Origin of the sequence: Bradyrhizobium sp. CCGUVB23 (assembly GCF_024199885.1) — a bacterium.
Lineage (GTDB): Bacteria > Pseudomonadota > Alphaproteobacteria > Rhizobiales > Xanthobacteraceae > Bradyrhizobium.
In genome coordinates this window covers 4,429,262-4,450,489 of record NZ_JANADQ010000001.1, presented here as the reverse complement: position 1 = coordinate 4,450,489, position 21,228 = coordinate 4,429,262, and the positions used below count along the sequence as shown (strand labels likewise).

Below are 21,228 nucleotides of genomic sequence, written 5' to 3'. Positions count from 1 at the left end.
ATGGTGGGTCAGCAGATCAGTAGTTTCGGATCGTGGACCTCCCCCATCACAGCCGGCGTGGCTGTGGCCGAAACCGGATCACTCTCAGAGCCGCGGATTGATGGCCACAATATCTACTGGATCGAGGGAAGACCCCTAGAGAAGGGCCGCAACATTGTCGTGGCCAGAGCCGCCGACGGCACGATCAGAGACGTTACGCCCTCCCCCTTCAGCGTGAGATCGCAGGTGTATAGCTACGGTGGGGGCGCCTACGCCGTCAGCAACGACGTCATGTATTTCGTCAATTTCGGCGACAATCAAATCTACCAGCAGGTTGCGGGCAGCGCTCCGACGAAAATCACGTCGAGTGCGAATTGCTTGTTTGCAGACATTTGCGTCGACGCCGCTCGAAATCGGCTAATCGCGATCAAAGAGGAACGCCCGAACGGTGACGTCATTAAAGCGATCCATACGCTGGTCGCCATCGACATCGCGACGGGCCGTGAAGCAACGCTCGACAGCGGATGTGACTTCTACTCCTCGCCGACGCTCAACGTCGATGGATCAAAACTTGCGTGGCTAAGCTGGCAACATCCAAACATGCCGTGGACTTCCACTAATCTGAATGTCGCAGGTCTCGATGAGGCAGGCACGTTGACAGACAAACAAATTGTCCAGGGCGGTTCCGAATCGATATTTCAGCCACAATGGTCGCCGGACGGGAGACTCTACTTCATTTCCGACCGCACAGATTTCTGGAACCTGTACCGTTGGAACGCCTCCGGCGTGGAGCACATCTTGGCTCGAGACGCGGAATTCGGTGTCCCTCAGTGGCTGCTCGGCCTCTCGACCTACGCGTTTATGTCACCCGAGATTCTGATCTACTCGTTTGTCCAAAACGGTAGCTGGCGCCTAGGCCGACTAGAACTGCCGACATTGATCGCTCACGACTATCCGATGGAATTTTCCTCCTTGTCGGGTGTGCACGCGACGGCGACGACAATAGTGATCCGTTATGCCACCATGACATCGCCGCCGGCCATCGCGACCGTCGATGTGAACACGGGAGCGGTTTCGCCGATCAAGCTCTTGGTCTCATCAGCCAGCTTGCAAGATTTCCAGAACTACTTTTCGACGCCGCAATCGATCGAATTTCGAACAGGCGATGGCGAAATTGCCCATGCCTTCTATTATCCTCCCTACAATCCAGACTGGCGGGCGCCAGCCTCGGAAAGGCCTCCGTTACTCGTGAAAAGCCACGGCGGGCCAACCACCGCGACCGATTCGGCGCTCGATCTTTCGGTACAATTCTGGGCCAGTCGGGGATTCGGTGTCCTTGATGTGAACTATCGCGGAAGCACCGGGTATGGAAGGAAATACCGGGAAAGGCTTTACGGCCAATGGGGTGTCATTGACGTCGCAGATTGCATTTCGGGCGCGAAATTCCTTGCCGCTCGTGGTGATGTCGACGACCGAAGGTTAGCGGTCAGGGGCGGCAGCGCTGGCGGCTACACGACGCTGTGCGGGCTCACCTTTCATACCGAGTTTGCCGCCGGTGCGAGCTACTACGGAATCAGTGATCTGATTGCACTCGCGACCGAGACGCATAAGTTCGAGTTACACTACACCGACTGGCTCATTGAGCCATTTATGTCCAACAGCGCACTTTACCACGACCGTTCACCGATCAATTTCGCCGACAGGCTCTCCGCCCCAGTGATATTTCTTCACGGTAAGGACGATCCTGTCGTGCCGATCAATCAGGCCCAAAGCATGTACTCCGCGCTTCAACGACGAAACGTCCCGACCTGTCTTCTTATATTCCAGGACGAGAAGCACGGATTTCGTCAGTCCGCACATCTTCGCCAGGCGCTTGAAGCGGAGCTCTTGTTCTATTCCATGAACCTGACACGGGCCCCGCTTACGTCGTGATGTCTCGTATACGATCGTGCAGGGTTACCGATCCCATGCCCCCGCGGGCAATGCGGAGTAAGCGAGGCTAGGGAACTGTGTGCCACGGACAACAGTTACCCCGCGACGAAGCGGAGTGACGCCGCCGGATGTTGATAGTTCAGGGCGGCGCGGTGTATCTTTATTTTCTAAACTGAATCATCGGCAGGCTTGAGGGCGAGGAAAGGCCATGCGCGCCTTGATCCTAGCATTGTCCATCCTAGCGATCGTCGACAGCGCGCACGTTGCTAAGGCTGGTCTGAGCAGCATGCCCCGCGAAACGTTGGCGCCCGCCGATACGGCGATCGCTACCGACGAAGCGACTCAGGAGACCGAGGATCAGATCGGCCTCACCAAGGCAAAGCGTCGTGAAGTGCAACGTGGGCTAACAAGGCTCGGGTTCGACACCAAGGTCAATGGGAAGTTCGACGAATCGACTCGCGCCGTCATCGCGCGCTGGCAGGAGGAGCACGGCTATCCTACGACTGGCTTCCTCAACGCCGCCCAGCACAAGGTACTAATGGACGCCGCGACGGAGGCTGGCAAATCTGAGCATCAAGACCGTCGTCGCGCTGGGAGCCGTGCTCGCTATTCGCGTGGTGTCGGCGGTCCAATCGGCGCGATCGGCGGCGCGGTGCACAGCGTAGTGGGGGGCGTGGCCGGACTATTCCGCAGGTGACTCGTCCAGCCTCAAGATAGTTGGAAACACGCCTATGGCAGCCTAGCACTTTGTAGGACGGCGGTGACGATTTAACTCGCCAAGGGCGAACTCATGTATCAGGGCATGCGTGGGGGCCGGAGGGGTGATGTCGGAGATGGGTCATTCGCGACTGAGCCGACAGTGCACGCTACCAATCGATGTCCGCTTCGGTCCCGATAGCGACCGCTTTTGAGCAGACGCAGGAAATGACGCGAGGGGCCAAAGGCGGAAGTGATCCCGACTCGCGGCGTCGCGAAACGGCGATTGTGCGACACATCGAGAATGGCTCTGTTACGCCACTTCCCTGCTTAAGGGAGTGGCCGCGGCGCCGGCCCCTCCCCATTTTAGGCTGCGCGGGACGAGCGCGTCCTCGTGTGCCATCGGAGACGGGCAATGACAATAAGAGCCTTTTGCACGCTTGCCGCCGCCATCTTTGCCCTGATCGCACTTCTGCAGTTGATCCGGATTGTGATGGGGTGGTCCGTCACCTTGAATGGCGTCGATGTGCCATTCTGGGCGAGCTGGATTGCCGTCACCGTGGCGGGCGCGTTGAGCTTCGTCGGCTTCCGCGCCGCCATGCGCCTAAAAATTGGCAACGCCTTCGGAAGCTCGATATCCGCGATGCTGCCGTCGATGCTGCCGTCGCGAAGTCCGCGAAGGCAGCATTAAGTGGCCGCAATCTATCGGATTGGCTCTCCGGGGAACTGTACTCCGAAGCGCTCTATCAACTTCGGAATACTGTTGGGATCCATCTCAAGTTCATAGCGACCACAAAGCTCACCCAGAGCCTGCGGATGCGCCTTAGCTACCCCTCCGAGGTCCACGAGCTCCCGGAAGAAATTCTCGAAGCCGGCGGGCGAGATGATCTCTAAGATCCGCGCGGGTTTATCGCCCGCATTCCAGAACGTGTGCCACTGGTTGCGAGGCTTGAACACGAGGTCGCCAGGCTTGCCGATTACCACAGAGTCGCCAAGCAGCGCACCGATGCTGCCTTCGAGAACATAAGAATACTCGTCCTCGCGGGCGTGCCTGTGCATCGGCGCAGCCAGCGCGTGTGCCGACATTGGATGCTCCACAAGGGAGAAACGGTTACTGGCCTCCGCGCCATCGATCATAAACCGCACCCCAATGCTTCCCAGGAATCCCGCTTTGCCGTCATGTGGCCCCACGACCTTTGGCGCTAACGTTTCCATTGGCAGCTCCTTTGACGATACATATATGGAAAGTGAAATTTACCCGTCGTTGGCATGCACGTCAATATCATGTTACATGGGTGTATTTGAATTTGTGATGGCAGATATGGCACGCAAATACCGGCTCAAGCAGCGCGCAGAGCGCCAAGCGCAGACTCGGCAGCGGATTGTGGAAGCGGCGGTCGAGTTGCACACCACGCTTGGTCCCGCGCACACCAGCATGGTGGCGATTGCCGAACGTGCCGGGGTCGAGCGGCCAACGCTCTACCGGCATTTCTCGACTATGCAGGACCTGTTCAGTGCCTGCTCCAGTCACCACTGGGCGCAAAATCCGCCGCCCGACCCGGAGCCTTGGCTGAAGATCAATGATCCTGAAGCGCGACTGCGGCAAGGATTGATGGAGCTTTACACCTATTATTCGGACCACGAACCAGGACTATGGAAAATCTTGCGAGACCTCGAAGACATGCCCGAGCTTCGCCCATTTGCTGCCCATCGGATCGCACATCGGCAGCGCGTGCGCGATGTGCTCGCTAGCGCATGGCCCGATCGCGGCCCACAACAAAAATTTCTAATGGCTGCACTTGCACACGCTGTCGATTTTTTTGCGTGGCGCTCACTCCGCCGCCAGGGATTGACCAACGAGGGAGCGATCGAACTGATCGTTAGATTCGTCAAAGCAATTTGATTGGTGCGGCCTTACGTCACTCACAGGGTCATTTGCGTCGATTTGACCATCGTCGATCACTTCCTGTCTACACCAATAAACAGACATTGTTAGTGTCCGTCGGCATATCTCAAACGGGCCCAATACCGGAAGTCGGTAGCTTCGTGAGTATGAACGATGGCTCATGCGCTCATGCAACGTGCCGAGCTGGCTCTTTCAACGCAGGTGCCCGGAGGCTAATCGGAACGTTGGTTGCGAGCGCTAAGCCGCGGAGGGCAGGACCGGCAAGTCTCGGCCAACTACCTTATCGAGTCTGAGCCACCGCGGTAACTGCATCGCGAGTCGAGGGTCCCCCTCGATCGGCAATCTCTTCCGAGCGAAGTCGCGCCATTCTACATAGCCGAGATAGACTGCAACTAAATCACGCACATCGCTACGGAATATGAGATCGACGACAAAGCCCGGATCCTTGAGGCACACGTCGACGCCCGATCGTTCAAGAATAAGACACAGGATACGGAATTTCGTGCGGTTCGCTGGCACGCCCGAGAATTCAAAACGCACGACCACGCGATGGTCCGGCATTGCACGGACATCCGCGCGCTTGCGCAAACCCCACATCAGGATCGTCGGATCGAGGTCGGTAGGCGTCAGCCAATCGCGGGCATGCGTCAGTCCCCATTGAGCGAGTGCCCCCACGATCGGGCGCAACGCCTCGCCCGCCGGCGTGAGCCAATAAGCGCGGCCCAGCCCGTCCATGCGCCTTCGCCGTTCGATGATGCCGTGGGTCTCGAGATCGCGAAGCCGGGTGACCAGCAACGCCCGCGAAATCAGCGGCACGCCTCGATGGATGTCGTTGAACGAGTGGCTGCCGGACATCAGCTCGCGCAGGACTAGCGGCGTCCAGCGAGTGGCGACGACCTCGGACGCCTTTGCGACGGGGCAAAACTGACCGTATCCGGTGCGCATGGGCGCAATTAAATCACGTCGAGGCTGAACCAACCAGTACAGAAAATAGACTTGCTGAAAAGTCGGCGCGCCACATCATGCTTGGACCCGGAGGGATCGATCACGACTTCGAGCCCATGATCGCACGATGAAAGATAGCCAGGGAATGTCCGCCTAAGCTGAAGCAATGCGCTGTCCTACACTGTAAGGCCGCCAGTCTTCACGAACTCGACCTCCCGGTTTGGGCGATCAGGCGTCGGCATAAAGTTACCGGAACGCTCGGAATGAGAGACTTCGGATGAGCACACAACCGCAATGGCAATTCGTCGGAAACGTGCCCGAGAACTATGAGCGCTACTTGGTTCCAAGTATCTTCGGACCCTGGGCTAAGGACTTGGTCGAACTTGCTCGGCCGCAGCCGGGGGAACGCGTTCTCGACATAGCCTGCGGAACCGGAATCGTGGCGCGGACCGTGGCGCTGAAACTTGGTGGCAGTGGCAGCATCATCGGATTGGATGTCAGTCTGCCCATGCTTGCCGTCGCGCGCTCAGCCGCGGCCGCCGAGGGCCTATCCATCAAGTGGCAGGAGGGTACCGCGGTTAAGCTGCCGCTGATCAATGCAACATGCGACGTCGTGCTCTGCCAACAAGGGCTTCAATTCTTTCCCGATCGACCGGCCGCCTTGCGCGAGATGCATCGGGTCTTGCGATCGCGTGGACGCTTGGTGCTGAGCGTATGGACTGGCATCGACCGAAGTCCGGGCTTTGCCTTGCTGGCCGACGCGTTAACGCACCGTATTAGTGCGGAGGCGGGTGCGCTCATGACATCGGGACCGTTTGCTCTGAGCCGAGCCGAGGAGTTACGCACTCTCGTTGCCAATGCGAACTTCAGAGACGTGGACATTCGTACGGCGACCAAGATGCTTCAATATCCATCACCGCAGGATTTCGTACTCCGCTACGTGACCGGCTCCGCGTTGGGCGGATTTTTTGCCACAGCCGATGAAAGGGCCCAGTCCGCCTTGCTCGATGATGTCAGCCTGGCATTGTCGAAGTACGTGGACGACCAAGGGCTAGCCTTCCCGATTGAAAGCAACTTCCTCGTCGCGCGTAAGTGAAGGATTGAGTGCAACCTGTCCGCACCACGTCTCCGGCGGGGCGATGAAGTCCGCCTTGGGTCATTCTCGACCGATCCCGCCTAACATGGCCGACATCCGGCGTCCGCTTCGTCCCATTTGCGACCGAGCTGGCGTGGGCCGTAATATGACGCGAAGGGCCAGCAGGAGACATTGGGCAGTTCCTGATAGTCAAAGCCGTTGCTATAGTGCAGGTGAGTTCCCGACGGAAATTCCGGCGAGCGTGAGGCGTCGTCAATGCAGCCAGACACCCGCTACGCCAGGAGCGGCGACGTTCACATCGCTTATCAAGTGTTCGGCGAGGGTCCACTCAACGTTGTCTTCGCTCCGCCGGGCTTCACCAACGTCGAGCACTGGTGGGACGAACCGGAGGTGAGTCGTTGGCTGCTGGGCCTGGCGAGCTATGCCCGGGTGGTGATGTTCGACAAGCGCGGCACGGGCCTGTCGGATCGGGTCGCTGACTTCCCGGGCCTAGACCAGCGCATGGACGACCTGCGGGCGGTCACGGACGCCGCAGGCATAGAACAGGCGGCGCTTCTTGGCATCTCTGAAGGCGGCACGATGTCGGCGCTGTTCGCCGCGACCTATCCTAGTCGCTGCCGGGCACTGGTGCTCTGCAATGCCTATCCGGCATCGACATTTGCTTTTTCGACGCTGGAGCAATCTCTTGACTATATCGAGCGTGACTGGGGCAGCGGCGGCAGCCTGGCAAGGTTTGCGCCCTCCCGCGTGAACGACTCGGCGTTCAAACGCTGGTGGGGCAAGAACGAGCGAGTGTCCAATAGCCCTGCTGGCGCCGCCGCGTACGCGCGCATGAACCGTCTGATTGACATCAGCGACATCCTCTCGACGATCCGGGTCCCGACCCTCGTCATCCACCGGACAAACGACAAGAACGTCAGCGTGGAGGGTGGCCGGTTTCTCGCTACGCATATTCCCGGCGCCCGCTATCTCGAGGTCCCAGGGGTCGACCACCTCCCCTTCGTCGGCGACAATGCCGGCGACATCGCCGATGCCATCGAGGAGTTTCTGACCGGCTCGCGTCCGCCCGTCACAGTCGACCGCGTGCTTGCCACGGTGCTCTTTACCGACATCGTCGGCTCGACCAAGAAAGCCGCTGCGCTCGGCGATCATCGCTGGCGCGACCTCCTTGACGCTCATCACACCACGATCCGGCGCACCCTCACTCGCTTCCGCGGCCACGAGATCAAGACGACCGGCGACGGCGTGCTTGCCACTTTCGACGGCCCGGCGCGCGGCGTGCGCTGCGCTTGCGCCATCGCAGACGAAATCAGGCCGCTCGGAATTGAGGTCCGCGCTGGGCTGCATACCGGCGAGTGCGAAATGATTGACGATGATGTCGGCGGCATTGCCGTCCACATCGGAGCGCGCATTGCTTCGCTCGCCGGCGCGGGCGAGGTGTTGGTGTCGGGCACGGTTAAGGACTTGGTCGCGGGTTCCGGCTTGCGCTTTGGTGACCGCGGCAGTCATTCGCTCAAGGGTGTTCCCGGCAAATGGCGCATATTCACGGTCGAACGGTGAATGCGCCGCTACAACCAATTCGTTCTGTCTCTGCGCGGATGTCTCTTGTGGGTCAATCGCGTCGGTTTGACCGCGTACCGCCGACTTCCGCTCTACCCCCCATCAACGGACATAGTCAGGTCGGCCCAGCAGGGTCGTGGTAGGGACGAGGATTGCTCCTCGCCCCCCACCCAGATCCCGGCGAGCGCTGCTAACGCACCGGGCTCCTCCCTCGGGTTTTGGCGTCGAAGCGGTGACAGGGCAGCGGGTGTAGTGTCTTGATTGGCGGAAAGAAGCGATCGACGAGGCGGATGAAGCGCTCCCAGGACAGATCAGCCTTCTGACTCCGACGCCGAAGCGTCGTAAGCCAGAGCCTTCGCACCTGATTGCAGAACCACCACATGCTCGGGTGGTTACCCGAGACCGCATAGTAGTTCAGATGCCCTTGCAGCATCTGCTTCACCCAAGCTCCGGTTTTCGCGACGGGGTCGTGCATACGTTTGCGCAACTCCATCTTGATCGCCTTGAGCTTGGCTCGCATGCGCTTCTTGATCGTCTTGCGCCCGATGACGAATGAGCCCCACTTGTATGATCGCGTGCAGAAGTGGGTAAAGCCCAAAAAATCGAATGTTTCGGGCTTCCCTTCCCCACGTCTTTCACGTTGCTTGGCCGCGCGGCGACCGAAGCGGATCAGTCGGGTCTTATCCGGGTGCAATGCCAATTCGAACGAGCGCATTCTTTCGTGCAAGTCCTGCAGAAAGGCCTTTGCCTCGTGCTCATGCTCAAAACCGACGATCGTATCATCGGCAAAACGCACGACGATCATGTCGCCGGTCGCTTTGGTCTGGCGCCATCTGTGGACCCACAGATCGTACACGTAGTGCAGGTAGACGTTCGCAAGCGTTGGTGAGATCACCGCCCCTTGCGGAGCGCCGCACTGACTGCGCGTCACGCGTCCATCTTCAATGATGCCGACCTTGAGCCACTTCGCAATCAGGCGCAGGATGCGCTTGTCCGCGATACGGTGCTCGAGAAAGCGGAGTGTCCATGAGTGGGACATGGCATCGAAAAAGCCCCGGATATCCGCGTCTAGCACCCAGTTCACTCGTTTCCTGAGGATACCGACGTGCAGGGCGTCCAGCGCATCGTGCTGCCCGCGTCCCGGTCGGAATCCGTAGGAAAAGCCGACGAAGTCTTCCTCGTAGATGGCTTCTAGGACTGTCGCGACCGCTTGTTGGACGATTTTGTCCTCTACACACAAGATGGCGAGTGGCCGCTGAGATCCATCCGCCTTCGGGATGTAGGTCCGTCGGGCCGGGCGGGCGCGGTAGCTGCCTTTGTGTATGCAATCGTGCAGGTCCGTCAGTTTCTCTTCGAGGCCTTCTCCGTAGGCCTGCCACGTCACGCCGTCGATACCTGGCGCCGAGTCTCGCTCAAGTGAGCAGTAACTCTGCTCCAGGAGATCGACGGTGATGTGATGCAGCAGCGCAGTGAACCGTACACTCTTGCTCTGTCGCGCCGCTTGGCGCACGGCGATGAGTCCGTTCGACGCGGTGTCCCGGCGCAGTGTCCGGGCCGCGGCCGTCTCGCCGCCGTTTCCCTTGGGCGGGGTCCTTCCCTCCACGGCCTCCGCGGAGGGCAAGCCCTCTTTGTTCGGTCGCTTCTCGGGTACTATAACCCCGTCCGAATTCTCATCCGCGTGCATGTTCATCGTTCGGCTGTTGCCTTCATGAACCGGCCCGGCTTGCCTGTCCGGACACGGATGAGACTTCCCAGGTTCCGTGCAAAGAACTTCTCCACGTGCACAAGGTCTCCGACTGCGCGAGGTTCTTCCCATGCAAGCCATTCGCCATGGGACGATGCAGCCTTCTCTTCAACGGAACGAGATCGGCACCTCGAAATTAGACCCGTTTCGCAGCTCAATGCTTGGCCCGTGGTCTCCCCTGTGAACGCTTCACGTCGGCCCTTGCGGGACGCCGCGCATCACTCGGGGTCGGGGTGGATGGCTAGTCCTTACCCCATGGGGGACTTTCACCTCCTATTCTTTGCCAGCTTTCCTGGCGCACTCCGTTTTGGGCCAATAAGCTACGTCAGCTGTCACTCGATGACCTCATCGGCGCGCGTCAATAGCGGCGTCGGAAGTTGCCTGCCAAGAAGCTTGGCCGTACCGAGATTGACCGCCAACCAAAATCTGCTTGGAAATTCGATCGGAAGATCACCGGGGCGTGTGCCCTTCAGTATCTTGTCGGCGAAATAGGCGGCGCGCCGATAGCACCAGCGCAGATCAACGCCATAGCTGACCAAGCCACCCATCGCGACATGTTCGCGGTATCCAAAAACGGTCGGTAGCCGTTCCTCCCGCGCGAAAGCTGCAATCCGCTCGCTAGAAAAAAGCAAGAAACTTGTCTGGCGCACGACGACCACATCGACCTGTTCGCGTGCAAGAGTACCAAGGGCGGCGGAAATGTCGTCAGGACTACTGGCGTCCGCCTCGACCACGGTTAGTCCGAGTGTTCGGCAAGCCCCTCTTAAGTCCCCCATTTGAGGGGGCCCCTTTGGATCAGCCAAGTTTGTGAGCAAGCCGACACGCCTCGCGTTGGGGACGATTTCCCGTGCAAGTTCGATCTGTTTGGTTGGCAGGCCCGCAACGTATGGCTCAATCCCTGTAACGTTGCCCCCGGGGCGAGCTTCGCTGGCTATCAGCCCTAAGTGGACGGGATCAGCGAGTGCAGGGCAAACGATCGGTATGCTCGACGTCGCTTTGCGCACAGCGACCGCTTCCAATGTCGAAGGCGCGAGGACAATGTCGGGCGAGAGTTTGAGGATCATCTCCTCGATGCGCGGTCGGGAAGCACTTCGGCCCGCCGGACCACGTTGATATTGCGTCCTTGAACATAACCGGCGTCAGACAGGCCGCGCATGAAGTTGTTAAAGGTCGACTCGACCATGAATGGTGGAAGGCTCCTCCCCGGGGGCGGTGCACCAGCCCAGGCGATTAACGGACGCTTGATCTCAGATTGTGCCGTTGAGTTTCGGCAAGGCAGTAGGGCGGCCCCTGCAGTTGCAGCGCCCCATAAGCTGAAATCCCGAATGAACTCCCGCCGTCTCATTCAAAATCACCTCGTCGCGACTGGGTCGGTATCGGTGGTACCATCGAGCCCCACCCTGCGCCGCCTACAATTATTGAAGCGGACACACGAACCGAAGACAAGGGCCGCTATGTCCGAAATGGGGTCACGAGCGTCGCCCTCTGCAATAGACGGCGGCCTGTCGATTTCCGCTATGCCCTGTTAGCGACCAAGGTCGTTATGTCGCGAAGGGCCCAGAAGCGGCCGTTCCTGTGTGCTATCCCTGTAGGACTATTCTTCGACAATCGCACGCGATTCAACGGCGGTCCGGCGTAGCGGGTTCACCTTTCCGGCATCCCCGCCTTGCGCAACCCTTCGTATAATCTTTCGCACCTTGCCAGGTAAGATGGATTCTTGGATGGACGAAGCAATTGTAGTTCGCGAATCGTCCGAGCGGACGGGCCAGTCCGGAGATAGTTGACGAGTGCAGCGTCCGCTTCGTCGGCGTGACCCTGCATGCCGTGAGCGGCAGCGAGACATAGGTGAGCCAAAGAATAGTTTGGGCTCAAGCCAATCGCCTTGCGCAGCATCGCAATTGCTCTGACATCGTCGCCAAGCAGAAATTGGACCCAGCCAATGCCGCTGTACCCTCGGAACAGAAACGGGTCGCGTGGACTGAGGCGGATGAAGTCGGTGAAATGTACCAGGGCCTCTTCACCGAGACCCGAAAGAACCTTCGCAGAACCAAGGCCACAGTGCGCGAAGTGCAAATTCGGGTTGAGCCGGATCGCCGCTTCGAATTCGTCGATAGCTTCCCGGAAGCGCCGTTGTAGAGAAAGCACGATCCCCACGACGTGGTGGCAGTACGCGTCAGATGGATCCAGGGCCAGAGCCCGTGCCGACATGGCCTCAGCCTGACGCAGGTCTTCATCGCGCGCTTCGCTCCACAAGCTCGCGATGTTACTTGCTAGCACGTCCGCCAACTCTGCTAGCGCCCGAACGTCGTCAGGGGCGAGTTGCAACGCCGCTCTATAATGCTGAATCGCCGCGACGGAGTTTGTGCGAGACACACCGTGGTAGAGATGTGCGCGAGCGCGCATCACCAGGTCTACCGCATCTGGGTTTGTCGAACGCTCGCTGCGACGGCTCTCGGCTTCGATAAGCTGCACGTCGAGCGCGTGCGCGAGCTCGACGGTGATTGCATCCTGCAGCTCGAGAAGCTCTGAAATTTCTCGATCGAATCGATCAGCCCATAGATGAGCACCGGTTCCGGCATTGATCAGCTGGACGCCAACCCGCACGCGCTGACCCGTCTTTCGGACGTTGCCTTCAATCACGTAGCGAATGCCGAGTTCACGCGCGACCTGCTTTACGTCCACCGACTTGCCCTTGAAGGTAAAGGCAGTGCTATGCGCGATCACGAAGGAGCCGGCGAGTCGGGATAGCTCTGTGGTAAGGTCTTCGGTGACGCCATCTACGAAATAATCCTGCCCTGGATCGCCGCTGAGATTGACAAACGGCAGCACGACCATGGAAAGGCGTGGCACGCTCGGTACAGGGGGCATGCCGTTGCTTGGCGCAAGCGAGGCCTGCGCACCAATCTTGATCGCGTAGGCACGTACTGGTCTATCAATGTTCTTGAGCCATTGCTCGCCTACGTCCTCAAAGGAAACCTCGAATTGGCCTCGTACGTACTCCCGAACTGGTGTCGAAACACAGATGCCGCCCGGCTCCGCGATACCTTCCAGACGCACCGCTACGTTTACTCCATCACCGAATATGTCACCGCCATCTATGATGACATCACCAACATTGATGCCAATGCGGAACTCGATTCTCCTCTCCTGCGGCAGACTGGCATTGCGTTCAGCCATGCCGCGCTGAACGTCGATGGCGCAGCGCACGGCGTCGACTACGCTGTTGAATTCGGCCAATATTCCGTCGCCAGTGTTCTTGACAACATGTCCTCGATGCTCGCCGACCTTGGGATCAACGAGAACACGCAGATGTTCCTTCAACTGAAGGTGCGTGCCCTCCTCGTCCATGCCAGTCAGCCTAGTGTAGCCCGCGACATCAGCGGCGAGGATGGCTGTGAGCCGTCGCTCTAGGCGCTCCGTGCCCATGCTGAGCTCCCGGATGGCTAGAGCACAGTCTACGCGCCTTGCGTAGCGGGCGCTAGCAGTGGGTCTTGTAGCAGGGCAGACGTTGCGGAGGCCGGACATCAGCCAGTCTCCCTGGTGAGCGCTGCCAAGCGGCATTCGCTTCCACGACGCCATTCAACGATCGCCCAAAGCGCCGGATCAAGGTCCAACACAGGCGTCGAACGCCACGCCAGCAGCGTGAACCGTAAAAGCTCGACGGTAGGGCTGTCAGTCGGAGCTAATGTCTCTTGTGGGTCTTTCGCGACTGAGCCGGGCAGTGCTCGCTACCGATCGATGTCCGCTTCGGTCCCGATGGCGCCCGCATCGAGCAGACGCAGCAAATAGCGCGAGTGGCCACAAGGCAACATTCCGGTTTATTCATTCACGTCGGCTGCGGCCGCGAGCAGCGCCGCCGCCGGCGCCCGCGTTTTAGTTGGGCGGCAGGCGGTCGCTTTAGCCGCCTACCTCGATTGATTTGACTCAAAAATCCGCGGCGCAGCACCGACAACCCCCGGTTAAGCCCCCGCGATCCATTGAGGTTGTTGCGACGCACTACAGCAACCCACCAACCGCAATGGATGCCGGATCGGCTCTTCCGGCTCTTGCACTCAACAGCTCACGGGCACTGAGGTGATCCGGCGGCAGGGAAGGCACTTGTAGACCTGGACGGGTCTGCGATTTCCGATTGCCGGCAATCGTCCCACCGGCATCATCTCGCACGCGCACTTCTCGCACGCCGGAGGTAGCTTGGTATCGTCATGGGTTCGCATGGCAAGCGACCGCTCCCCGACCGACGACGGTCGGACCACTTGAGAAATTTACGGGTCGGTGAAGGGCACCCAGACTCACCAGTCTATGGGACTGTACCGCAAGCGTCGGCGGTCGATTTCTTCTCGCAGCCGCTCGGCCTGCTGCTTGGCGGCCTCACCTATCAGGCGGTGACGGCCTCCATTGAAATTGTCAGCCGAGACCTGCTGCTTAATGTTTTCGTACAGACGCAAAACGCTTTCGTCGCTCAGCCCTTCAATACCCATGACGCAATTGCCTCATTAAACTTGATCAAGTATTCGGGGATTATTGCATGTCATCGGGTCGCCGCCAATTGGCGCGCGGCGTTAATATGCGCGCGAAAATACACAGCCTGTTGGCTCCAAGTCTTCCGAACAGCGCTCAAGCCTTGTCACGCCGCCAGTCGGCGGTGAGACGGCGGGCCGGACTTGCCTCGACCGCCGCTAACCGGCAGCGGACCTGCACCCGCTTGCCCGACGGAATGGAACGGATACCATCAGCTGGAGCCTAGGGGCGATGGATATGAAGCGACGCAACTTCATCCTGACGGTTGGTAGCGCCGCGCTGTGGTTACCCGCGGCGCGAGGGCAGCAAGCTTCACCAGTCGTGGGCGTTCTTGGAAGCGGATCACCTCAAGCCGGTCGAATGAATTTTGCGGCGGCAAAAGCTCGGCTGGCAGAAATGGGTTATGTCGAAGGACGCAATCTGACCATTGAGTACCACGGCGCAGACGATCAGTTGGATCGGCTGCCTGCGCTAGTCGCTGGCCTCGTACAGCGCCGGGTAACCGTCATTGTTGCGATGTCCGGGCCAGCAACTTCTGCGTCCAGAGCTGCGACCACATCGACCCCCGTCATCTTCTTTACCGGCTTTGACCCGGTCGCAAGCGGCTTTGTGAACAGCCTGAACCGACCGGGTGGCAATATCACCGGCGTGTTTATTCTAGCTCCGGATTTGATCTTCAAGCGGCTGGAGCTCCTTCACGAACTGGTCCCGACAGCAAAGACCACTGCATTCCTCTACACTCAAACCGCCATCAAATCGGGAGATCTCTCCTACGAAAACTTGCGACAAACGGCAGAAGCGATCGGCGTGAAATTGATCTTCCTTAACGTAGCCGGTGCCAGTGATCTCGATGAGAGTTTCGCAAAGGCGGAAGGTGAAGGCGCTGGCGCGCTAATTGTGCATAGCGATGCTGTATTCTTGAACAACCGTCAGAAGATAATTGCGCTGGCGGCTCGCTACAGATTACCCGCGATGTATTTCATTCGCGAATACGCCGCAGAAGGTGGCTTGATAAGCTACGGGCCAAACTACACCGACGCTTATCGCCAAGTTGGCGATTTTGTTGGGCGCGTACTGAGGGGCGAAAAACCTGAGAACCTGCCCGTGCAGCAAGTTACAAAGATAGAGCTTGTCATCAACGCGAGAACTGCAAACTCGCTTGGCCTTACAGTTCCGCTCGGGTTGCTTGGGCGGGCCGATGAGGTGATCGATTAGCGGCGCCATACGTCCTCACGTGGCCGATACTGTTGAAAAAGTCGAAAAGAGTACCAGCGCAAAAATCTTGCTGAAATCAGCTCAGGGCGAATTCCGGAAAGAAAAGCCTTCACGGCAAAGCTAGGAAGACCACAGAGCGATCCAGTGTAGATTGACGTGGTCCCCACTGTCTAACGGCGTCGACCGCACCGGTAGCCCTTAGAAAATCGGCGTGCGCGCCACATGGGACTTTTTCAACGGAATCGGCCCCAAGCCGAACAGCGCTTAGCCATTGTGATGCCGGCTGTCGGCGGGCCGCGCTTGCCTCAACGGCCGCTTGTGACCGATTCTGTTGAAAAAGGCGAAAGTAACGCCACGGCAAAAACATCGCTGAAATTAACTTAGAGCGAGCTCCGGCAAGAAAAGCCTTCGTAGTAAAGCTAGGAAGATCACCTAGCGATCCTGACTAGGTTGACGCGATCCCCCACGTCCCGCTGCGTCAAACGCATCAGAAGTCTTCAGAAAATGGGCATGCTCGCGACAAAGGCCTTTTTCAACAGAATCGACCCTGATCGGACTACCCAACTGCTTGCTCGACGGATTGGAGCGGATACTATCCACCGGAGCCTCGGGGCCTTGGATATGAAGCGACGCGATTTCATCCTGACGGCCATTACCGCTGCGGTGTGTCTGCCAAAGGCGCAAGCATCGAAGAAGGTACCGGTTGTGGGCGAACTATGGCGGCGTCTACTACGAATGGGTGATGCAAGGTTTCACGGATCTTGGTTACGTCCCCGGCAAGAACGTCCTGTTCGAGGAGCGCTATCCCGATGAACAGCCTGAACGCTTTAAGGCTCTTGCCGAAGATCTCGTTCGGATCAAGGTTGATGTCGTTCTCGCGATTTCACTACATTCGGCCCTGGCTTGCCAAAGGGCGACATCCTCGATCCCGATTGTTTTTCTTCCGATACTCGATCCTGTCGCGGCAGGACTGGTCGCCACTCTCGCTCGTCCCGGCGGAAACCTCACCGGCCTCTCGTCGATGGGATACGATGTCGTTTCCAAGAGAGTTCAGCTCTTTCGAGAAGCCGTGCCAAAACTGTCACGTATCGCCCTTCTTCTGAATTCACCGACTGCGAAGGAAACCGAAAGACAAGTGCAGGAATATGTTGTTCCAGCGAAAGCGTTCGACATGACGGTAGTGCCCGTCGAATGCAGGGACGCGGACCGGCTTGAGGCCGCTTTTGCGGAGATCAAGGAGCGCGGATTTGATGGAGCAATCATATCGCAAACGCCAATGTATTTCATCGAAGCGAAGCGCATCGCCAAGCTTGCGCGCAAGCATGAGCTCCCGACACTTGCACCCGCCGATCAATTCGTGACGATTGGTGCATTGATGTCTTACGCGGCGGAGTGGCGACCGCTCTATACTGGAGCCGCCGCCTACGTGAAGCGCATTCTCAATGGTGAAAGCCCCGCAGAAATTCCAGTGCAACAGCCAACCAAGTTCGAGTTGGTCATCAACCTCGCAACAGCGAAAGCCATCGGCCTCGAATTGTCACCTGCCTTTGTGGCGCGCGCAGACCGAGTGATCGAATGAACCGCGAGTTTCCGCTTCTGGCCTACTACGCCGAGAAGATAACCCGCCGTCTGCCCTCGGACCCCTCGCGTACATCCAGCCGTTAACTTACGAGCTGCCTTGGCAACACCATCACGATGTTAATCTCGCACTCCAGTATCTTGGATGCGACGATCGAAATATGCAGGGCGAATTCGTGCTCGATTTTCGCCGCCGTGTCCTCGTTCTTCGCGTAGACGAACAGGATGTCACCATCGACCTCATCGAAGCGCACGCCCGCGAACAGACGGTCGAAGATCCTTGCGCCGACGATGAGCGCCATTCGGGCTTGGATTGCGTGGTCGTGGACGTCGGAGAGTTGCATACGCTCCAGATAGGAAGTGGTCGCGTGGAAACAAGCCGGTTCGAGTAGTGCATTCGCCCCGGACGTGATCCGGGATAGAAGCCGCACCGCCATTGCCACGGGTCACTCTCGGTCGGATTGCCTGCGCGCAGGCCGATGCTCGCGACCTGGGCATCGCCGTAGTAGATCAGCCAGCTTTCCTGTCGGGCGTTGCGATCGCAGCGGCGGGTCAGATGAGGCACAGCCCTGTTCAAGCGCGGGGCGCTGCCGGTTGTCAGATTGTCAATGGATGGGGGATTGGTTCGCCGCCGGACCACTGGGCGTCATGAGTGTGGATAGGTCTGCTTTAGCAGGTATACCGGACGCCGATTCATGCTCGCATGCACTACTGCTTTTGCCGAGTCGGCCCGGGAATTTCAACCCGAGCCGCTCACAGATCCGGACCTGACACTCTCGCGTCATCCGGCTCGTATCATCGCATGAAGGCTGCCGCCTTCCATTGACAATAGAGTTCCTCCGATTGCTGGTTGACCCGATCCAATGGCGATGACCTGCCCCCTTTGCTCCACGGGCATTACCCCGCTTCATCGCTAATACGGGGCAGTCCGCCCCTCTCCGGCGCATCGGTACTTTCTCGCCCGACCTATAGCCTAGGTGCTATTCTGCTTTTTCTGCAGGGCAATGTTATACTGCCACGCGCGCGATCGCACGGCTGCCTCGGTCCTTTGCAATTCGTGGGCAATTCGGTCGGGACGATGACCCGATGCGGCCAGGACTCTAAGCCGCTCGTGGTCTTCGGCTGTCCAACGCTTGAATGTGGGGTAGCGAGTTTGCATGCCTCTGCTCCAAATGCACACGAAACAAGGCGCAACATCAGACCGTGCTTTGCGGATCCGCAACGATCACGCGCTAGACTTCCGACGCCAGCACCAGAGAATCACCTTGTGAAAAGCTCACGCTTCTTCGGATCAGTCGCGAGGTCGCGGATCAGTGCCCATTCGACGGCATCCGTTCGCAGCTTTTTCCAGTTGGACTTGAACGTCTTTCATTGCGCCAGAAGAATACCCAAATCATCAGTGCGCTGAACACAGCGAACCAAGTGACAGACAGCATGAATATGATGTCGTAACGGTTCATCGGTTGGACTGTGGGAAGCCAACACGCTATCTTGCGGCACCCAACCCTATATCGGACACGCGGTGATAAGGCTTGCGATTTCAGGCCAGATATTTGCTTTCCGGTACCAACCGTACTTTCAAGAGCGACACGCTTGGCTCTCCGCGAACAGGTTCAGAATTTTCCTAGCTCGCCAACAAGCGGCGATCTGATCAACCGCGTCGCCCCGAGCTACTAAGCAGGATATGACGCTTCGCTTCTTTCCGCCCGGAGAGAACCGATAAGCACCGAGAGCGCTCGTTGAGGCGCGGTATCATTTTTGAGATAGCCGCCGACGATAGGGAAAAGAGGTAACCCCCGTTCTAGCTTACGCGCCGGCGGGCTTTAGAAGCGCACCGGCTCGTTTACTGAGAGAGGGGCTAGGAGGAGGCGGGCGAGGTCGAACACACTCCCTGCGCCTTCCCTGCGCCGCCGCGCTTCGTGGCAGAACCGCGAAAGAGCCAAGGTACCCGGGCCCGGCGCACTTTCCGGTCATACACGTTCGTTCAAAGAGATATCGTACCGAGAACAGGCGCTTTCAAAAAACAAAGGACAGCAAGAGATTTGCGATAGGAGGATAGGAGCGAACGCATCGAACTACAATCAACGTACCTGAATTGAGCGATTCAGCGTGCACTATCGGGAGATCTACGACAGACGACGCCGGCTTCCTCCAGCGCGTGATCGATTTCTTGGTGACTGACATCCAACAGCTTCCGAACCTATCGTTGTTGCTCGTCGGTTTTGTTCTGGAGACGGGTATGACGGGTACTGAACGGGCTTATCGCTTCTGTCGGACACTAGAAGACGAAGATACGAGTAGGCGTAATCGCTCGGTATATTACAAGAGAGGGTAGATGAATTCCGCTAAGCCGCCCGTCACCTCGCACGTTTACAGAACGAGCAGATCCTTGATTCAATCGCCTTACCCCCGGTGGCCCTCGACCCGCGGTTATATAAACCGTAGGTCGAGTCGGCTCGTTGCGAATAAATCCACCGCTTCTCGGGCCCCGCCCAGGTTGTACGGGTAACTAGCGGGTAACTAGATTGATCCACGAACGTCGGTTTCTCTGTTTTCTGCACGCCGACATGCGACGCTAACGTTCGCTAACGTCTCCCAACGCGAGCTATCGTTTTTTCGCCATCACGCTGGCAACATGGGGCAACCGTTGCCTCTAGCTTACACGTCGGCGGGCTTTAGAAGCTCAGCGCGACCAGCATCCACATTCCAGTCTTCGGGCGCACTAAGATATGGTATTTTCGCCAGAGCCCAGCGCGTCCACAAGGGCTCATATATGCATAGTTAGCGCCACTTCCGAGCTGACAAGGAGGGGATTGTGGACATATCGCTTCGAACCCTCAAGCTAAAATGGCTCGGTCCCTTGTCGGCTCCACTTGTCGCCGCTGTTCTGCTACTCGGAAATCTTGAGCTGGCTGCTGCGCAAACAGAGCGGCTTCCGAAAGTCGGGTACCTTGGTTTTGGCGCCGCCACTCCGTCAACTTTTTTCCAAAAGCGCATGAAAGAGCTCGGATGGTCCGAGGGCAAGGACGTCAATATCGAATATCGCTTTGCCGGCGGACGTCCGGGAGAGCTGCCGCGCCTCGCCCGCGAACTCGTCAACGCGAAAGTGGATGTCATCATGGCGTCCGGCGACGAGGCGATTGTGGCAGCCAAGAACGCGACGCGCACCATTCCCATCGTTATGTCTGCGTGCGATGCGGTCACCACCGGCTTCGTCGCGAGCCTCGCCCATCCAGGCGGCAATATTACCGGCGTGACTTGTATCACCTCCGAGCTTCTGCCGAAGCGCCTGGCGGTATTTCGCGAGCTTCTGCCGTCTGCTTCCCGCCTTGTGGTCCTTTACAACCCGGAAAACGTCAGTAAGCCACCTGAGGCCGCTCGCGCTGTCGAGCTCGCGAAGGAGTTGTATCTTGACGCCAAAGCTGTTCAATTCCGCACGGCCGAAGACATCGAGACCGCCTTTTCCTCCTTTGCGACCGATCGCCCGGATGGCCTCGTCGTCCTGACCGAGCAGCGCTCGATCGCCTACGCGAAGCTCTTGGCCGAGCTTTCGCGCAGAGAGCGGGTCCCAGTGCTGCATTCCTTCAGCGAAGGTGTCTACGCGGGCGGTCTCATCTCCTACGGTCCCGACCTTCCGGAAATGGCAGTGTTAGCGACCAACTACGTCTCGAAGATTCTGAAGGGAGGCAAACCGGCCGAGCTGCCCGTTGAGCAGCCGACTCGGTTCAAACTGGTCATCAACCTAAAGACGGCCAAAGAAATCGGCCTGACGGTCCCAACCTCGCTCATCGCCCGCGCCGACGAGGTGATCGAGTGATGTCGCCTATTGGGCCCGGAGCCGAACAGGCCAATGATGGTCGTCACTTCCGCTGTCAGCGGTACGCCGGACATCGATCCACAGTCGCATCCACAGCCGCTTTGACCGAGCGGACCATACGCCTTTGCTATCAGCCAGCCTCGGCGACTTGCTCGTCTGAGGGATTGGTGTAGTCTTCCATGCGTCACCCGTCCGGGCTTGCGGTCGGTCAACTTCGAGCGACTGCGATCCAACTTAGGAGA

16 protein-coding genes are annotated in these 21,228 nt (G+C 58.7%); 9 read left to right on the top strand and 7 right to left on the bottom strand.

The window, feature by feature from the left end:
* From NLN62_RS20380 to NLN62_RS20370, 3 genes are all read left to right on the top strand, one after another.
* Positions 1 to 1,911, top strand: coding sequence for a S9 family peptidase (locus NLN62_RS20380; RefSeq protein ID WP_254109958.1), 1,911 nt, complete (start codon positions 1 to 3; stop codon positions 1,909 to 1,911).
* Positions 1,912 to 2,119: 208 nt separating this feature from the next.
* The gene (locus NLN62_RS20375; protein ID WP_254109957.1) at positions 2,120 to 2,608 is read left to right on the top strand and encodes a peptidoglycan-binding domain-containing protein; all 489 of its coding nucleotides are present in this window, start codon (positions 2,120 to 2,122) and stop codon (positions 2,606 to 2,608) included.
* Between the two features lie 414 nt (positions 2,609 to 3,022).
* A complete protein-coding gene (locus NLN62_RS20370) occupies positions 3,023 to 3,298 on the top strand; it encodes a hypothetical protein (RefSeq protein WP_254109956.1) in 276 nt (91 codons plus the stop codon).
* 11 nt (positions 3,299 to 3,309) lie between these two features.
* Here the strand turns inward: NLN62_RS20370 and NLN62_RS20365 are convergent, their stop codons facing one another.
* Entirely contained in the window at positions 3,310 to 3,822 is a 513-nt protein-coding gene (locus NLN62_RS20365; RefSeq protein ID WP_254109955.1) for a cupin domain-containing protein, read from the bottom strand.
* A 76-nt stretch (positions 3,823 to 3,898) separates the two neighbouring features.
* On the opposite strand from NLN62_RS20365, the gene NLN62_RS20360 reads away from it, so the two are divergent.
* Entirely contained in the window at positions 3,899 to 4,510 is a 612-nt protein-coding gene (locus NLN62_RS20360) for a TetR/AcrR family transcriptional regulator (RefSeq protein ID WP_254109954.1), read from the top strand.
* A gap of 240 nt (positions 4,511 to 4,750) precedes the next feature.
* On the opposite strand, the gene NLN62_RS20355 is transcribed toward NLN62_RS20360, so the two are convergent.
* Positions 4,751 to 5,458: a helix-turn-helix domain-containing protein gene (locus NLN62_RS20355; RefSeq protein WP_256575932.1), complete on the bottom strand. Its 708-nt coding sequence runs from the start codon at positions 5,456 to 5,458 to the stop codon at positions 4,751 to 4,753.
* A gap of 277 nt (positions 5,459 to 5,735) precedes the next feature.
* Here NLN62_RS20355 and NLN62_RS20350 point away from each other — a divergent pair, with 277 nt between their 5' ends.
* The gene (locus tag NLN62_RS20350) at positions 5,736 to 6,554 is read left to right on the top strand and encodes a class I SAM-dependent methyltransferase (protein ID WP_254109953.1); all 819 of its coding nucleotides are present in this window, start codon (positions 5,736 to 5,738) and stop codon (positions 6,552 to 6,554) included.
* A gap of 255 nt (positions 6,555 to 6,809) precedes the next feature.
* The gene (locus NLN62_RS20345; RefSeq protein ID WP_254109952.1) at positions 6,810 to 8,114 is read left to right on the top strand and encodes an adenylate/guanylate cyclase domain-containing protein; all 1,305 of its coding nucleotides are present in this window, start codon (positions 6,810 to 6,812) and stop codon (positions 8,112 to 8,114) included.
* A 190-nt stretch (positions 8,115 to 8,304) separates the two neighbouring features.
* On the opposite strand, the gene ltrA is transcribed toward NLN62_RS20345, so the two are convergent.
* The 4 genes from ltrA to NLN62_RS20325 form a co-directional block, all read right to left on the bottom strand.
* Positions 8,305 to 9,804, bottom strand: a complete 1,500-nt coding sequence (gene ltrA, locus NLN62_RS20340) for a group II intron reverse transcriptase/maturase (protein ID WP_371933003.1) — start codon at positions 9,802 to 9,804, stop codon at positions 8,305 to 8,307.
* Positions 9,805 to 10,190: 386 nt separating this feature from the next.
* Entirely contained in the window at positions 10,191 to 10,922 is a 732-nt protein-coding gene (locus tag NLN62_RS20335) for an ABC transporter substrate-binding protein (protein WP_254109951.1), read from the bottom strand.
* A 580-nt stretch (positions 10,923 to 11,502) separates the two neighbouring features.
* Complete coding sequence (locus tag NLN62_RS20330; RefSeq protein ID WP_254109950.1) at positions 11,503 to 13,284, bottom strand: adenylate/guanylate cyclase domain-containing protein; 1,782 nt, start codon at positions 13,282 to 13,284, stop codon at positions 11,503 to 11,505.
* An 863-nt stretch (positions 13,285 to 14,147) separates the two neighbouring features.
* Positions 14,148 to 14,336: a hypothetical protein gene (locus NLN62_RS20325; RefSeq protein WP_254109949.1), complete on the bottom strand. Its 189-nt coding sequence runs from the start codon at positions 14,334 to 14,336 to the stop codon at positions 14,148 to 14,150.
* Positions 14,337 to 14,607: 271 nt separating this feature from the next.
* Here NLN62_RS20325 and NLN62_RS20320 point away from each other — a divergent pair, with 271 nt between their 5' ends.
* Positions 14,608 to 15,591 carry an ABC transporter substrate-binding protein gene (locus NLN62_RS20320; protein WP_254109948.1) on the top strand — a complete coding sequence of 328 codons (984 nt, stop codon included), beginning with the start codon at positions 14,608 to 14,610 and terminating at the stop codon, positions 15,589 to 15,591.
* Positions 15,592 to 16,294: 703 nt separating this feature from the next.
* Complete coding sequence (locus NLN62_RS20315; protein WP_254109947.1) at positions 16,295 to 17,170, top strand: ABC transporter substrate-binding protein; 876 nt, start codon at positions 16,295 to 16,297, stop codon at positions 17,168 to 17,170.
* Between the two features lie 82 nt (positions 17,171 to 17,252).
* Here the strand turns inward: NLN62_RS20315 and NLN62_RS20310 are convergent, their stop codons facing one another.
* Positions 17,253 to 17,612: a hypothetical protein gene (locus NLN62_RS20310; protein ID WP_254109946.1), complete on the bottom strand. Its 360-nt coding sequence runs from the start codon at positions 17,610 to 17,612 to the stop codon at positions 17,253 to 17,255.
* Between the two features lie 2,372 nt (positions 17,613 to 19,984).
* Here NLN62_RS20310 and NLN62_RS20300 point away from each other — a divergent pair.
* The gene (locus NLN62_RS20300) at positions 19,985 to 20,986 is read left to right on the top strand and encodes an ABC transporter substrate-binding protein (protein WP_254109944.1); all 1,002 of its coding nucleotides are present in this window, start codon (positions 19,985 to 19,987) and stop codon (positions 20,984 to 20,986) included.
* Positions 20,987 to 21,228: the final 242 nt, after the last annotated feature.

Coding starts and splice junctions, on each gene's coding strand:
- NLN62_RS20330 (WP_254109950.1), bottom strand. CDS start 13,284: ATGGGCACGGAGCGCCTAGAGCGACGGCTCACAGCCATCCTCGCCGCT.
- NLN62_RS20365 (WP_254109955.1), bottom strand. CDS start 3,822: ATGGAAACGTTAGCGCCAAAGGTCGTGGGGCCACATGACGGCAAAGCG.
- NLN62_RS20325 (WP_254109949.1), bottom strand. CDS start 14,336: ATGGGTATTGAAGGGCTGAGCGACGAAAGCGTTTTGCGTCTGTACGAA.
- NLN62_RS20320 (WP_254109948.1), top strand. CDS start 14,608: ATGGATATGAAGCGACGCAACTTCATCCTGACGGTTGGTAGCGCCGCG.
- NLN62_RS20335 (WP_254109951.1), bottom strand. CDS start 10,922: ATGATCCTCAAACTCTCGCCCGACATTGTCCTCGCGCCTTCGACATTG.
- NLN62_RS20360 (WP_254109954.1), top strand. CDS start 3,899: ATGGGTGTATTTGAATTTGTGATGGCAGATATGGCACGCAAATACCGG.
- NLN62_RS20355 (WP_256575932.1), bottom strand. CDS start 5,458: ATGCGCACCGGATACGGTCAGTTTTGCCCCGTCGCAAAGGCGTCCGAG.
- NLN62_RS20380 (WP_254109958.1), top strand. CDS start 1: ATGGTGGGTCAGCAGATCAGTAGTTTCGGATCGTGGACCTCCCCCATC.
- ltrA (WP_371933003.1), bottom strand. CDS start 9,804: ATGAACATGCACGCGGATGAGAATTCGGACGGGGTTATAGTACCCGAG.
- NLN62_RS20345 (WP_254109952.1), top strand. CDS start 6,810: ATGCAGCCAGACACCCGCTACGCCAGGAGCGGCGACGTTCACATCGCT.
- NLN62_RS20350 (WP_254109953.1), top strand. CDS start 5,736: ATGAGCACACAACCGCAATGGCAATTCGTCGGAAACGTGCCCGAGAAC.
- NLN62_RS20375 (WP_254109957.1), top strand. CDS start 2,120: ATGCGCGCCTTGATCCTAGCATTGTCCATCCTAGCGATCGTCGACAGC.
- NLN62_RS20370 (WP_254109956.1), top strand. CDS start 3,023: ATGACAATAAGAGCCTTTTGCACGCTTGCCGCCGCCATCTTTGCCCTG.